Raw genomic sequence first — 13,919 nt, forward strand, 5'->3', positions numbered from 1 at the left:
GGGTGGGGTGGAGGCGGTACTGGAGCGGTACGGGCCGCCCGGCCTGGATCGGCGGCGTCGTGGAGGACGCCTGCGCGCTCGCCCTGGCGCGCACCGCCTGCCGAGGGCTGCCCGCGGACGGCTCCGCCCGCGGCTGAGGGGGGACCGCCCCGGTCGCGGTCCGCGTGACGCCCGGCCGGTCACGGCGTCCGTCACGGTCCCCTCCTCCCGGCGCCCGCTTTCGGTCACACTCCGTTTACGGTCGGGACGAATCCGGCATCGGCACCGGTCACACTCCACCCGCCGCGCGCCCGGAGACCGGCACGGGGCCGCCGCGGCGGGTTTGCTGCGCGGATGGTGCGGTTATGGTCCAGAACACACCGCTGTTCCGGGAACGGGCGGATGGTTCGGAGCGTTGGGTTACCTCTGGGGAGGTACCGCGAACCCTCCGGACGAACCCTTTCGAACACCACAATCTGAGGACATCTGTGACCGGGCAGCCCACTCCATCCACGGCCGAGACCGCTTCGGCCCCACCACAAGACGACGAGAGCGCGCGGGCGGGGCGCCTCATCATCCCGCTGCTCCTGGTCTCGGCGTTCGTGGTGATCCTGAACGAGACGATCATGGGCGTGGCGCTGCCCGCGCTCAACCGGGACCTCGGCATCTCCGTCTCCACCGGACAGTGGCTGACCTCGGCCTTCATGCTCGTGATGGCCGTGGTGATCCCCGCCACCGGGTTCCTGCTCCAGCGCTTCCACGTGCGCCAGGTGTTCATCACCGCGATGACGCTGTTCAGCGTCGGCACGCTGCTGTGCTTCCTCGCCCCCGGCTTCGGCTTCCTGCTCGTGGGCCGCGTGGTCCAGGCGGCGGGAACGGCGATCATGATGCCGCTGCTCATGACCACCGTGCTGAACCTGGTCCCGTCGGACCGCCGCGGCCGCACCATGGGCAACATCTCCATCGTCATGTCGGTCGCGCCCGCCGTCGGCCCGACCCTGGCGGGCCTCATCCTCAGCGTGCTCGACTGGCGGTGGATGTTCGGGCTCGTCCTGCCCATCGCGATCCTGGGCCTGGTCCTGGGCGCCCTCTTCATCCGCAACGTCACCGAGCCGCGCGCCGCCAGCATCGACGTCCTCTCGCTCCTGGTGTCGGCGCTGGCCTTCGGCGGGCTCGTCTACGGCTTCTCCGGCCTGGGCGAGGGCGAGGCCACCGCCGTGGTCCCGCCCTTCGCCTCGATCGGGGTCGGCGCCGTCGCGCTGGTGCTGTTCGTGTGGCGCCAGCTGCGCCTCCAGAGCCGCGACCGCGCCCTGCTGGACCTGCGGGTGTTCCGCTCCAGGCAGTTCTGCGTCTCGATCGGCCTGGTCGTGATCAGCTTCATGGCCCTGTTCGGCACCCTCATCCTGCTGCCGGTCTACATGCAGAACGTCCTGGGCCACGACACGCTCGTCACCGGCCTGTCCCTGCTGCCCGGCGGCCTGGTCATGGGCCTGCTCGCCCCGGTGGTGGGCCGCCTCTACGACCGCGTCGGCCCGCGCCCCCTGGTCATCCCGGGCTCGGCGCTGGTGTCCCTGGTGCTGTGGGGCATGACCCTGCTCGACGCCCAGACGCCGGTCGGCTTCGTCATCGCCGCCCACGTGACGCTCAGCATCGGCCTCGGCTTCATGTTCACCCCGCTGCTCACCGGCGCGCTGGGGTCGCTGCGGCCCGAGCTGTACTCGCACGGCAGCGCCGTGGTCGGCACCGTGCAGCAGGTCGCGGGCGCGGCCGGTACGGCGATCTTCGTCGCGATCATGTCCGCCACGTCGGCGGGCCTGCTCACCGACGGGCTCACCGAGGTCAACGCCCAGGCGGGCGGCGTCCACGCGGCCTTCCTGGTCGGCGCGGTGGTCTCCGTCGTGGCCTTCGCTCTGACCTTCCTCGTGCGGCGCTCGCAGGCCGCCGCCCCGGAGGGCGGCGCTCCCACCCCGGCCCACTAGGGGTCGCCGCAGGGCCCGTGAGGGCCGTGGACACGAGTAGAAGGGGCGTCGGGGGCGGTTCCTAGCGGACCGGCTCCCCGGCGCCCCTCGTCGGTTTCATGCCCCGCGCGCGGACGGTCGCCCCCTCCCGGCCACGGCGTCCGGGGCCGCGCCGCGGGTCAGTCGACGGCCAGGACCCGCTCGAAGGGGCGCTCACCGGCCTGGGGCGAGGCCACGGGGTGGTACGCCGCCGTGTTGACGTGGGTCTCGGTGACCTCGACACCGGTCACCCGCGCGCCCGCCGCCCGTTCCCCGCTGTCGAGCAGGGCCTGGGCGACCCGGCCCAGCATCACGGCGACGGCCTCGACCGTCGGATAGGGCAGGTCGCGGGCGTAGCGCTCGGTGTCACCGGGCGAGGCCGCCCCGAACCGGTAGACCTTGCTGCCGTGCTCCGCCAGGACCGCGGCCAGCGGGTCCCCGGCGCCGAGCATGGCCCCGTGGTCGAGGTGGGTGTCGACGAAGGCGCGCAGCGCCTTCTTGAAGGCGCCGAACTCCACGACGGTGCCGTCCTCGCTCAGGGCGGGGGCGCTCACGCTGACCTCGGCCCACCAGGAGTGGCCGTGCAGGTTCATGCACTTGCCGCTCAGGTGGGGCAGCCGGTGCGCCGTCTCGAAGTTGTGCCGGACTCGGATCCGGTGGGTCATCGAAGCTCTCCTTCGCGTACGCGGTCGGGTCGGGTGCCCCGGCGTCCGAGAGGGCGTGGCGCCGGGCCGGGCGGATGAGGCGCCGGCCGCACCGCACGGAGCCGTCCGGGCGGCGGGTCCAGTCCCAGCCGGGTGGGGCCGACGGCACGGCGGGCGGCTCGGGCACGGCGGAGCGGGGCCGGGATCGACGGCGGCCCGAAAGGCGGTGGGCGGGCCATGCCCATGACACGTACGCTCGTGCCGTCTCGGTTCGGTACTTCGCACCGGCGACTGACACGATGACATCTCCTTGTCGCTCCCAGGAAAACCATAGTTGATTATTCGGCTTCGCAGGAGGGGCGTTGGGGATCGGTTTTCCGCTGGATTCCGCGCCCGTACTCTTCGAATATCACCATGTCAGGAAAAAGTGTGTGAACGGCAATTTGGGAGAAAAGTGCGGTTTCGTGTGACGGGGTCCACGCGGCTCCGCGGGCGCCCCGTGGGCGTGTAACGCGAGGTCAGGAATGTATCCTGCCGCGCGTCGGCGCCGGCCCCCGGAGGCGCCCGGGTCGCGCTCCACCGGCGGTACGGTGGCGCCGCAGGGCGTGTTCCCTTCGCGGAGAAGGGGACGGGGATGCTGTTTCGTCGGTTTTCGCAAGGGGCGCAACCCCCCGTTGCGGTCGCGTAGAAACGTCGAAGCGGCCTCGGGCGGGGCCGTGCCCCCGGCATCGGCCGTCCTCGGGAAGCGGCTGTGCGCGCCGGCGGGAAACCGGGTGTGCCGGTGCGCGTTTCGCAGGGTCATGCCGGATGGCGTTACATGATACGCAAAACACCGTTTTATGCCCTGTTTGTATGGCGTTTCGAGGATTCTGTGCCGGGCTGGTGCTGGGTGCCTTTCGTTTTCTCTGGAGGGGTGGATATTATTTCCATGGGAACGTACTCTGGTGGCGTCTTCGCGATTTCGCTGCAATGTTCCTGGGGCGATCCTTTCGCGGGTGAATTCCGGGAAGGCCAGAGGTTCCGTTGTCCATGAGAGTGGCTTCGTCCGCCCGGCGGGAGCCGACACGGTCCGCATAGGCGCCCGGAGGACACGGGCTCCGGCGGACGGGAGAAACGTCGACGCGTACCGAGTCCCGAGCGCCCCCAATCCCTGCACGGGGCGGCACCGCCCACACACCGACCGCGGCGGCCGACACGCCAGACCAGGACGAGCACCGCCGCGCCCGCCTCCGGGCGGGAGCCCTCCCCGAGACACCGACCCCACACGGCGCGCGCCAGGGCTCCCCGGCGTCGGCGGACCACCCCGCTCGTCCCCTCATCACGACCACGAGAGGTGAGTCAGACATGGCAGAGGCACGAACCCGAGCACCGCTACCCGACAACGCGCCCGAGGGGTCCGGGGACCCTTCACGGCTGACCCTGGACCAGCTCCTGGAGCATGACGCCCTGGGGCCCGCGGACCGCCTGCCCACGCGGTACCGGGGGCCGCGAAGCGTGACCGGCGACGGATGGACGGGATTCGCGACCCGGCTGGAGCGCGGCGAGGAACTCGCCCTCATACGGAGCCTCACCGCGGCCAACCGCCGCGTGCTCGACGTCGGCGGCGGGATCGGGGAGATGGCGCGCACCGTCGCGGCGAGAACCGGCTCCTGCACGGCCATCGAGCCCCACCCCCAGCTGGTGGAGGCGATCCGCGACGAGACCACCCGCGGCGTGGTGGACGTCCACCCCGGAACCGCCGAGGAGATCCCCTTCCCCGACGGCTCGTTCGACGCCGTCTACAGCGCCTGGGTCCTTCAGTACGTCGACGACGTCGAGCGGGCCGTCGCGGAGATGGTCCGGGTCTGCGACCGGAGCGACCCGGAGTCCAAGATCGTGCTGTTCGCCGCAGGATCGGGCAACGAGCTCATGAGGCTGGTCAACGAGGTCTGCGTGCCGATCGCCGAGGAGCCCTACGACCATCACGGTTACCTGTTGTCACAGGCCGCACGTGCGCTCGCCGCCCGGGGCTTCGACGACTTCTCCCTGCACCGTGCCGAGTCCTCGATCCGGTTCGACGGGGAGGAACCGGCCGAGCGGGCCGCGATCGCTGCGGCCGTCCTGACCGGGTTCTGGTATGAGCGGCACCCGAGGGCCGAGGAGATCAGGAGTTCGCTGGAGTCCGCCCTGGCCCGCCACTTCGCCCTCAGGCCCCACGCGATCGGCGACCAGGCAGCGGTCCTGGTCGCCCGACCGGGATCCCGACCCCGGTGACCGGATCGTCGCGGCGCGTCCGCCGGCCGACGGCCGCCCGGGGCGGCCGGACCGTCTCCGAGCCCAGTTCCCCCGGAACGCGAGGATGAGGATGCCCGAGCCCCGGACGCGGCGCGGCGGGATCGTGGGCAGGACCGAACCGCTCACGAGGCTGCTGTCGGCCCGTCAACACAGCCGCCGTACGGGGCTCACCTGTCACGTGGTGACGGGAGAGCCCAGGGTGGGGCGGACCACCCTGCTCTCCCTGGTGTGCCGCCCCACACCGTCCCGCGCCGGTCCCGCGGTGCACATCGCGTGCTCCCGGCACGTGAACCGCCTGGTCACCGCGCTCACGGACGCCCTGGCCCCGACCGCCGACGAACACCCCGCCGAGGAGGGGGAGGGGGGTTCCACCGTGTCCCCGCGCGCCCGCGCCGGGACCGCGCACGCCCGGGGAGCGGGAGGCGGACCGGCCGGCCCCCGGGAGCTGGTGGAGGTGCTGACCCGGGACGCCCCCCTGGTGATCGCGCTGGACGACGTCGACCAGGCGGGGCCCGAGTCCCTGGTCCGGTTGCGGGGCGTCCTGCGGGACGTCGCCCACCTTCCCGTGACGCTCGTCGCCTCGATCCGGAGCGGAGAACCGGCCGCGGCTCCGACCGAACTCGCCGACCTGCTGTCCGGCGCCCGCACCATCACCCTGCGCGGGCTGTCGGAGGAGGAGACCGGCGCGCTGATGCACGAGCGGCTGGGCCGCCGGCTCGACGCGGACCTCGTCACGGCGTCCCACGAGACCACCGCCGGCAACCCGTTCCTGACGCGGGCCCTGTGCGACTGGATCCGGGCCCGCGAATCCCCGGTGCGCTCACCGGCCGAGCTGCGAAGCGCCGTGCTCCCCTCCGTGGCCGACGCCATGATCGGCCGGGCGAACCGCTTCGACCCGCGGGCCCGGGCGGTCGCCGAGGCGGTCGTCGTCGCCTCGGCCTCCGGGGAGGCCGACCCCGCTCTGGTCGCGCACCTCAGCGGAACCCGGCTCGCGGAAACGCTGGCCGCGCTCGACCTCCTGGCTCGGATGCGCCTGGTCACCGACGACCACGCGGTGACGCTGCGCCACCCGTTGCTCCACACCGCGCTGCTCGCCTCCATGACCGTGATGAGCCGCAACGCGGCGCACCTGGCCGCCGCCGCCTTCCTGCACCGCAGACCCGGCGCGGAGCGGCGGGTGGCCCGTCACCTCGCGGAGTCGACGGTGCCCCTGGACGCCCCGTGGTCGTCCACCGCCCTGATCACGGCCGCACGGCTCCCCGACACGGCCGCGCGGGACCGCGTGCGCTACCTGGAGCAGGCCGTCCAGGCCGGGGGAACGGGCGCGTGGCCCGGTGTCGCCCCCGAACTGGCGGCCGCCCGGATCGCACTCGACCGACAGGGCGGCCTGCGCGCCGCGGTGGAGGCACTCGGTCGCACCAGCGACGTCGCGGTCCGTCGCCGCCTGCTCGGCCTGATCGGCGCGACGCTCTGCGAGGGCGAACGCGGCGACGACGCGTCCGCCGTCCTGCGGACGGTGCGGGAGGCCGTCGCCGGAACGGAGCGGGAGGACTGGCCGCGGACCTTCCTCACCCACGGGCGGTCCCTGACGCCCGAGCCGGCGGCCGCCCGTCCGGTCGAAGGGGCTCCCGTCCCCGACGACGTGCCGCGCCCTCCCGCCGTCACGGCCATCGACGCCTTCTCCTCCTACCTCCTGGGCGGACCGCCGTCGGTCGCGCTCGCGGACGTGAGGCAGGCCCTGGACCACGACCTCGACGACCTCCTGCTCCAACCGCCCGCCCTGCCCGCCGCCCTGTCGGTGCTGGTCGGTTGTGGTCACCAGGCGGAGGCGTCCACGCGTCGGCGCTCCCTCGTCGCCGATCCGGACCGGCTGCCCCGCTGGGTGGGCACGGCGGTCCGGCTCACCGAGGCGACGGGATCCTACGCCTCGGGCGACCTGTCCGCGGCCCGGCACACGCTCACGGAGCAGCTCTCGGAACTGCCCTCCCGCGGTGGTCACGGCTACAGCGGTCTCCGGACCCGCCTGGTCGGCCTCCTGGCCAACGTCCACCTGGACCTGGGCGACCCGGACGCGGCGGAGGCGCTGTTGCGCCGACACCACCACGACGGCCACCCGCAGACCGCGTGGTACGACGCCGACGTGCCCCTCGCCCGAGCGCGGCTGAGGATCAGGGCGGGCGCCCTGTCCCACGGCGTCGAGGACCTGTTGGAGGTCATCCGACGCCGCGACGCGGCGGGGGTCCGGGGGCCGGGCACGCTCTGCTGGCGGAGCGAGGGCGCCCTCCTCCTGGCCAGGGCGGGCGCCCGTGACGAGGCGGTGCGCGACGCCCGCCGACAGATGGAGTTCGCGGAGGCGACCGGTTCGCCGCAGGAGCGGGCCCGCGCGCTGCGGGTGTGGGGCGCGCTCGCCGAGGAGCCCGCTTCGGCGGAGGCGCTGAGCGCGGCGGTCGACCTGCTCCGGGGTACCGGGCACGACCTCGAAACCGCACGGACCACGGCGGAGCTGGGCACGGTGCTGGCGCGGATGGGCCGCCACGGGGAGGCCGTGGCGGCCCTGAGCCGTTCGGCCGGCCTGGCCGCCAGCCGGGGCGCGCGTGACCTCGCCGACCGGGTACGGCTCCAGCTGGTGGCCTTGGACGCCTGTCGTGCCTCACACGACGTCTCCGTGCGGGGCATCCTCGCGCTGACCCCGCGCGAACGGCAGATCCTCATCGACGCGCTGCTGGGCCAGGCCAACAAGACGATCGCCGGACGTCGGCACATCACCCGTCGCACGGTGGAACTGCACCTGTCGAGCGCCTACCGCAAGCTGGGCATCTCCGGGAGGGGAGAGTTCGGCAAGATCCTCGGCAGCCCCGGAAGGTGGGAGATCCTCGTCGGCGGGGAGTGAGCCGGGGCCTGGGACTGCGGTGGAACGCGCGAACACTTCGGTCGCGGTCCGTGATGCCACACCGGCGTGCGCGCCCGAGAGTGGAACCACCGGACGGGCGCCCCGGGCGGGGGACCACCTGGCTGCCGGATCGCCCCCATGTGTGGACGGAGACGCCGATGCGAGGACAGGACACACCGCGAGACGAGATCGGGGGGGACCCCTTCACCGTGGTCGTGGTGTTCTCCGGAGGGATGGACTCCACGACACTGCTCGCCCACTTCGCCGCGTTGCGGTTCCGACTGGTCGCGGTGACGGTGGAGTACGGGCAGCGGCACGGGAAGGAGGTCGACGCCGCCCGGGCCATCGCCCGCCACTACGGAGCGGAACACCACATCCTGGGCATCGCGGGGTTCGGGCCCCTGCTCAGGGGCTCGGCCCTCACCGACGCCCGGGTGGAGGTGCCCGACGGGCACTACGCGGAGGAGTCCATGCGCGACACCGTCGTCCCGAACCGGAACGCCGTACTGGCCAATCTCGCGGCTTCGGTGGCGGTGGCCAGACGGGCGGGCACCGTGGCCCTGGGCATGCACTCCGGCGATCACTTCGTGTATCCGGACTGCCGTCCGGCCTTCGTCGACGCGCTGCGCCACCTGGTGGGGGTGGCCAACGAGGGGTTCGCCGCGCCGCGCGTCGAGGCCCCCTTCATGGCATGGTCCAAGGCCGACATCGCGCGGCACGGCGTGCGCCTCGGAGCGCCCCTGGAACACAGCTGGTCCTGCTACAAGGGGGGCGACATCCACTGCGGTACGTGCGGGACCTGCTACGAGCGCCGCGAGGCCTTCCAGGAGGCCGGCCTCCCCGACCCCACCGAGTACCTCGACGGCGTCACACGCTTCTCGGCACCCTGATCCCGGATCTCTCGGTGACCACCGTGATGCGCTCCGTGCGCGCCTGGGTGAACCTGGGAACACGGGGGTCAACCGATTGGCCCCGGACATCTCGAAACAGTCCGCTTTCCCGGCGGGTCACCGCATCGACCGCCTCGGCCCCGCCAGCACGACCACGGGTGCGTCGCGGAACCGGCGCTCTCCCGCCGCAGGCGGGCTCTCGGCGGGGCGGCGCGTCGGTCACGAGCGGGGCTACGGGATGCGACGCGAAAGGAGGTGAGGCCGTGGGAACGCCGAGTCTTGTAGTGAACGAGATATTCGGTCCTACTTGAACCATCCAGGGAGAAGGGCCCTCACTCGGGCGCCGTTGCGCCTTCGTACGGCTGGGCGGGTGCAACCTCTCCTGCCGTTGGTGCGACACCCCCTACACCTGGGACTGGACCGGTCTGGGGGACGGCAAGGTCGCCTACGACCCCAAGGAGGAGCTGAGAGCGGTCCCCTACCCGCAGGTCCGTGACCGCCTGGTCGCCTACGGGGTCCCCCTGATCGTCGTGTCCGGCGGTGAACCGCTGAACCAACAGGCCAGGCTCCTTCCGCTGGTGCGGGACCTGCGGGACTCGGGCCACGACATCGAGGTCGAGACCAATGGGACGGTCATCCCCGAACCCCGTCTGGCGGAGTCGGTCAGGTTCAACGTGTCACCGAAACTGGCCCACTCGGGGGACCCGGAGGACAGGCGCATCGTCGGACCGGCCCTGGCGGCCCTCGCCGCGGTGCCGGGAACCGCCTTCAAGTTCGTCTGCCGTACCGAGGCCGACCTCGACGAGGTCGGGACGCTCGTCGAACGGTACGGCATCGGTCCGGTCTGGGTGATGCCGGAAGGGCGGACCCGGGCGGCACTGGACGACTCCCTCGTCCGGTTGCGGGATCCCGTCATGGCCCGCGGTTGGAATCTGACCACCAGACTGCACATCATGCTGTGGGGCGATCGGAGAGGCGTATGACGCTGGCAGACCTACCTCGTGACTCCACCGTGCGCGATCCGCTGGAGGACGTGGCACGGCGGCTCCTCATCGAGATCGGTGAGGACCCGGAACGCAGTGGGCTGCGGGACACCCCGCAGCGCTTCGCCCGATGGTGGAGGGAGTTCAGCGACTACCAGGCCGGCCGGGTCGAGACCAGTTTCCCGCTGCACACCGACGGACAGATCGTCATGGTCTCCGACGTCACCGTGTGGTCGCTGTGCGAACACCACCTCCTGCCCTTCTCCTGCGTGCTCACCATCGCCTACAGGCCGGACGAACGCGTGCTGGGGCTGTCCAAGTTCGCCCGGATCGCCCACCGCCACGCGCACCGGCTCCAGGTCCAGGAGCGCCTGGTGCGCGACATCGCCGAGGAGGTCTCCAAGGTGGCCCACACGAACGACGTCGCCGTCATCGGCCGCGGCGAGCACCTGTGCATGTCCATGCGGGGCATCCGGACCCCGGCCCTCATGACCTGCTCGGCCTTCGACGGGATCTTCCGCGACTACGGTCCGCCGCGCGACGAGTTGGTCAGGATCGCCTTGTCCGGGAACTGACCGCCGCGTACGCCCCGCCGTGCGGCCGGAGCGGTGCCGGGACAGCCCCCCGGGCGCACGGTCGCCGCACCGCGCCGCCGTACGAGGTCCCACCCGCTTCCTCGACGGCTACCCGGACTCGTGCCCGGTCCGGGTAGCTCTGCCGGGAGCGGGGCGCCGGGGGCCGGTCCCCGCGGACCGGCTCCCCGGCGTCCCCTGCCGGCTCCGTGTCTTCCGCCCGGACGGACGGCCGCCCCTCCCGGCTACGGCCTCCGGGGCCGCACCGCCTCGGCCGCCAGCGTGCCCAGCAGGGACAGCGACTGCGCGCTGACCGAACCCGGCTCGGCGTGGTAGACCACCAGCTCCTGGCCCGGCGCCGACCGCACGTCGAAGGCGTGCAGGCTCAGCTCCAGCGGGCCCACCTCCGGGTGGGCGAAGCGCTTGGTCTCCAGCCTCTTGCCCCGCACGCCGTTGCGCCGCCACAGCCGGGCGAAGTCGGGGCTCTCCGCCTGCATCTCCTCGACGACCTCGCGGACGCGGGGGTGGTCGGGCCAGGCGCCCTCGGCCAGGCGCAGGCCGTCCACCGTGTTCGCGGCGACGGCCTGCCAGTCGGGGTAGAACGCGCGGGAGGCGGGGTCCAGGAACACCGTCCTCACCAGGTTCCGTGAGAAGGGGAAGCCCCGGAAGAGCTGTTCGGCCAGGGGGTTGCAGGCCAGCACGTCGTAGGCGCGGCCCAGGACCAGCGCCGGGGTGTCGTGCCAGGCGTCCATGAGGCCGAGCAGAGAGGGGTCGGCGCGCTCGGCGGGGGCGGGCGCCTCCGGTCTCGGAACCAGCCCGGCGAGCCGGTACAGGTGCAGGCGGCCGTCGCCGTCCAGGTGCAGGGCCTGACCGAGCGCGTCCAGGATCTGCGGTGAGGGGTGGGTCTCGCGACCCTGTTCCAGCCGTGTGTAGTAGTCGGCGCTCATTCCGGCCAGCAGCGCCACCTCCTCGCGCCGCAGTCCGGCGACGCGGCGGTGTCCGTGGACGGGCAGGCCCACCGCGCGCGGCGTGAGCCTCGCGCGTGCGCTCCGGAGGAAGTCGCCGAGCGAAGGGGAGTCCATGCGACCAGGGTAGGGCTCCGCGGCCCGGTGTTCCTGGGTGCGCTCCACCCAGGAACGGCGCGGTCTTCCTGGCCCGCGGCGACCCGCCCAGACTGGGACGCGTCCGGTCAACCCAGGGAGAGGACGGCCATGAACGACCAGGCCAAGGCCATGAGCGACCAGGGGCTGGAGACGGCCCGCAAGGTGATCGTGGTGACGGGGGCCAGCAGCGGGATCGGCGAGGCCGCGGCGCTGCGCCTGGCCGCCGAGGGGCACCACGTGGTGCTCGGGGCCAGGCGTGAGGAGCGCCTGCGCGCACTCGTCCAGCAGATCCGCGACTCCGGCGGCAGCGCCGAACACCGCGGCCTCGACGTCACCGACCCCGACAGCGTGCGGGAGGCGCTCGACGCCACCGTGCGCGAGCGGGGGCGCGTGGACGCCCTCGTCAACAACGCCGGGGTCATGCCGCTGTCCCGGATGGACGCGCTGCTGGTGGAGGAGTGGCACCGGATGGTCGACGTCAACGTCAAGGGGCTGCTGCACGGTGTGGCCGCGGCGCTCCCGCACTTCCAGCGCCAGGGCTCGGGGCACTTCGTGACCGTCGCCTCGATCGGCGCGCACGAGGTCGTGCCCACGTCGGCGGTGTACTCGGGGACCAAGTTCGCCGCGTGGGCCATCACCGAGGGGCTGCGGCTCGAACTCGACCCGGGCATCAGGGTGACCACGGTCTCCCCGGGCGTGGTCGAAAGCGAGCTGGCTGACCACATCACCGACCCGGGGGCGCGGGAGGCGATGCGCACCTACCGCCGCAACGCGCTGCCCGCCGACGCGATCGCCCGGGCGATCGCGTTCGCCCTCGACCAGCCCGCGGACGTGGACGTCAACGAGATCATCGTCCGACCCGCCGCCCAGCGCTGAGCCGGGGCCCGGGGCGGACAGGCGCTCCAGCGGGGCCCCGCCGGGGACGGGCACTACCGCGGACGGGGTGGAACGGGGCCGGACGCGGGCGGGGTGCTAGCGCGGACGCGGCCTCGCGGAGTCCTCGGCCCGGGCGGGGCCGCGTCCGTCGCCCCCGTCCCGTCCGGCGGACGGGGCCCGCACGTCACCGACGTGGTCCTGCACCCATTCCACCATCGGCAGCAGCAGGTCGGTGACCTCGCGGCCGTCCCCGGTGAGGCGGTACTCCACGTGAGGCGGCACCACCGGCCTGGCCTCGCGCAACACCAGTCCGTCGGCCTCGAAGGCGCGCAGGGTCTGGGCGAGCATCTTCTCGCTGATCCCGCCGATCGCGCGCAGCAGCTCGCTCCAGCGCAGCGGCCCGTGCGACAGGGAGACCAGCACGAGGACGCCCCACTTGCTGGTGATACCGGCCAACAGCCGCCGGGAGGGGCAGTCGGCGGACAGGACCTGCCCGCGCGGAGGGGGCGGGGAACCGGACGGCACGCTCATGGAACCCAACTTACCAAAAGGTGGGTACCCGACTTTTGGAATGTGCCGGTGAGCGGGAGGGTTGGGACGCCTGGACGGCCGGAACGCCCGGCCGCAACGAAGGGAAGCACCCATGTCCGTCGTCATCACCGGTGCCACCGGCCACCTCGGCCGCCTCGTCGTCGAGGACCTCCTCGACCGGGGCGTCCCGGCGGAGCGGATCACCGCCACCGCGCGCGACACCGCCCGGCTGGCCGACCTCGCCGGACGGGGCGTGCGCACCGTCCACGCGGACTTCGACGAGCCCGCGTCGTGGGAGGAGGCCCTCAAGGGAGCCGACACCCTCCTGCTGGTCTCGGGCACCGCGATCGGTGAGCGGGTGCGTCAGCACGGCGCCGTGATCGACGCCGCCGCGGCGGCCGGGGTCGGGCACATCGTCTACACCAGCGCGCCCAGGGCCACCGACACCACGCTGGTCCTGGCCCCCGAGCACAAGGCCACCGAGGAACTCGTCACCGCCTCCGGGCTGGCGTACACGATCCTGCGCAACGGCTGGTACAACGAGAACTTCGCGCAGCAGCTGGACCAGGCCCGCGCCACCGGCGCCTTCGTCGGCAGCGCGGGCCGGGGCCGTACCGCCAGCGCCTCGCGCCGGGACCTGGCCGAGGCCGCCTCCGCCGTGCTGCGCGACCCGGCGGCGCACGCGGGCGCCGTGTACGAGCTCTCCGGCGACACCGCGTGGACCTACGACGACCTCGCCGCGACCCTGGGCGAACTGCTCGGCCGCGAGGTCGTCTACCGCGACCTGACCACCGAGGAGCACGTGGCGGCCCTGACCGGGGCCGGACTGGACGAGGGCACCGCGCGCTTCGTGGCCGCGCTGGACACCAACACGCGCGACGGCGAACTGTCCGCCACCACCGGAGAGCTGTCCCGGCTCATCGGCCGACCGACCACCCCGGTCGGCGAGACCCTGCGCGCTCTGCTCTGACCCGCGCCCCGTCCTCCCCCTTCGGGGGAGGGCGGGTCCAGCGGGCCTCCGGAGCCGCCGACTCTCAGCCGGAGTCCGCGTCCGAGGGGGCCAGGGTCAGCGGAGACCCGGCGGATGGCCCCCGAACGGGGCCGGCCACGACGTCGGGCCAGGGCAGGTCGACCGCGGAGGTCCCGGCGGCGAGGGCGGCCGCGGCCAGCCTCAGCGTCA

The 13,919-nt window shown here is 73.1% G+C and carries 11 protein-coding genes; 8 read left to right on the forward strand and 3 right to left on the reverse strand.

Annotated elements, in window-relative coordinates:
* The first annotated feature begins 467 nt into the window (after positions 1 to 467).
* Positions 468 to 1,958, forward strand: a complete 1,491-nt coding sequence (locus DQW06_RS05750; RefSeq protein WP_013153451.1) for an MDR family MFS transporter — start codon at positions 468 to 470, stop codon at positions 1,956 to 1,958.
* 158 nt (positions 1,959 to 2,116) lie between these two features.
* On the opposite strand, the gene DQW06_RS05755 is transcribed toward DQW06_RS05750, so the two are convergent.
* On the reverse strand, positions 2,117 to 2,641 hold the full coding sequence (locus DQW06_RS05755; RefSeq protein ID WP_117198098.1) for a 6-carboxytetrahydropterin synthase: 525 nt from the start codon (positions 2,639 to 2,641) through the stop codon (positions 2,117 to 2,119).
* Between the two features lie 1,323 nt (positions 2,642 to 3,964).
* On the opposite strand from DQW06_RS05755, the gene DQW06_RS05760 reads away from it, so the two are divergent.
* From DQW06_RS05760 to folE, 5 genes are all read left to right on the forward strand, one after another.
* Complete coding sequence (locus DQW06_RS05760) at positions 3,965 to 4,873, forward strand: class I SAM-dependent methyltransferase (protein WP_013153449.1); 909 nt, start codon at positions 3,965 to 3,967, stop codon at positions 4,871 to 4,873.
* Positions 4,874 to 4,964: 91 nt separating this feature from the next.
* Positions 4,965 to 7,784: a LuxR C-terminal-related transcriptional regulator gene (locus tag DQW06_RS05765; protein ID WP_117198100.1), complete on the forward strand. Its 2,820-nt coding sequence runs from the start codon at positions 4,965 to 4,967 to the stop codon at positions 7,782 to 7,784.
* 158 nt (positions 7,785 to 7,942) lie between these two features.
* Entirely contained in the window at positions 7,943 to 8,674 is a 732-nt protein-coding gene (gene queC, locus DQW06_RS05770) for a 7-cyano-7-deazaguanine synthase QueC (protein WP_013153447.1), read from the forward strand.
* Between the two features lie 314 nt (positions 8,675 to 8,988).
* Positions 8,989 to 9,657, forward strand: coding sequence for a 7-carboxy-7-deazaguanine synthase QueE (locus DQW06_RS29420; protein WP_117198099.1), 669 nt, complete (start codon positions 8,989 to 8,991; stop codon positions 9,655 to 9,657).
* Complete coding sequence (gene folE, locus DQW06_RS05780; RefSeq protein WP_013153446.1) at positions 9,654 to 10,232, forward strand: GTP cyclohydrolase I; 579 nt, start codon at positions 9,654 to 9,656, stop codon at positions 10,230 to 10,232. Before DQW06_RS29420 ends, folE begins: the two co-directional genes overlap by 4 nt.
* A gap of 242 nt (positions 10,233 to 10,474) precedes the next feature.
* Here the strand turns inward: folE and DQW06_RS05785 are convergent, their stop codons facing one another.
* Entirely contained in the window at positions 10,475 to 11,311 is an 837-nt protein-coding gene (locus DQW06_RS05785; RefSeq protein WP_013153445.1) for a helix-turn-helix transcriptional regulator, read from the reverse strand.
* A 129-nt stretch (positions 11,312 to 11,440) separates the two neighbouring features.
* On the opposite strand from DQW06_RS05785, the gene DQW06_RS05790 reads away from it, so the two are divergent.
* Positions 11,441 to 12,208, forward strand: coding sequence for an SDR family oxidoreductase (locus DQW06_RS05790; protein ID WP_013153444.1), 768 nt, complete (start codon positions 11,441 to 11,443; stop codon positions 12,206 to 12,208).
* 96 nt (positions 12,209 to 12,304) lie between these two features.
* On the opposite strand, the gene DQW06_RS05795 is transcribed toward DQW06_RS05790, so the two are convergent.
* The gene (locus DQW06_RS05795; protein WP_013153443.1) at positions 12,305 to 12,739 is read right to left on the reverse strand and encodes a helix-turn-helix domain-containing protein; all 435 of its coding nucleotides are present in this window, start codon (positions 12,737 to 12,739) and stop codon (positions 12,305 to 12,307) included.
* A gap of 112 nt (positions 12,740 to 12,851) precedes the next feature.
* Here DQW06_RS05795 and DQW06_RS05800 point away from each other — a divergent pair, with 112 nt between their 5' ends.
* The gene (locus DQW06_RS05800; RefSeq protein ID WP_013153442.1) at positions 12,852 to 13,709 is read left to right on the forward strand and encodes an SDR family oxidoreductase; all 858 of its coding nucleotides are present in this window, start codon (positions 12,852 to 12,854) and stop codon (positions 13,707 to 13,709) included.
* Positions 13,710 to 13,919 lie beyond the last annotated feature (210 nt).

Source organism: Nocardiopsis sp. TNDT3 (genome assembly GCF_003427465.1).
GTDB classification, from domain to species: Bacteria; Actinomycetota; Actinomycetes; order Streptosporangiales; family Streptosporangiaceae; genus Nocardiopsis; species Nocardiopsis dassonvillei.

Excerpts from the sequence above, each read along its gene's own strand:
- DQW06_RS05785 (WP_013153445.1), bottom strand. The coding sequence starts at position 11,311 with ATGGACTCCCCTTCGCTCGGCGACTTCCTCCGGAGCGCACGCGCGAGG.
- folE (WP_013153446.1), top strand. The coding sequence starts at position 9,654 with ATGACGCTGGCAGACCTACCTCGTGACTCCACCGTGCGCGATCCGCTG.
- DQW06_RS05795 (WP_013153443.1), bottom strand. The coding sequence starts at position 12,739 with ATGAGCGTGCCGTCCGGTTCCCCGCCCCCTCCGCGCGGGCAGGTCCTG.
- DQW06_RS05760 (WP_013153449.1), top strand. The coding sequence starts at position 3,965 with ATGGCAGAGGCACGAACCCGAGCACCGCTACCCGACAACGCGCCCGAG.
- DQW06_RS05755 (WP_117198098.1), bottom strand. The coding sequence starts at position 2,641 with ATGACCCACCGGATCCGAGTCCGGCACAACTTCGAGACGGCGCACCGG.
- queC (WP_013153447.1), top strand. The coding sequence starts at position 7,943 with ATGCGAGGACAGGACACACCGCGAGACGAGATCGGGGGGGACCCCTTC.
- DQW06_RS05765 (WP_117198100.1), top strand. The coding sequence starts at position 4,965 with ATGCCCGAGCCCCGGACGCGGCGCGGCGGGATCGTGGGCAGGACCGAA.
- DQW06_RS05800 (WP_013153442.1), top strand. The coding sequence starts at position 12,852 with ATGTCCGTCGTCATCACCGGTGCCACCGGCCACCTCGGCCGCCTCGTC.
- DQW06_RS05790 (WP_013153444.1), top strand. The coding sequence starts at position 11,441 with ATGAACGACCAGGCCAAGGCCATGAGCGACCAGGGGCTGGAGACGGCC.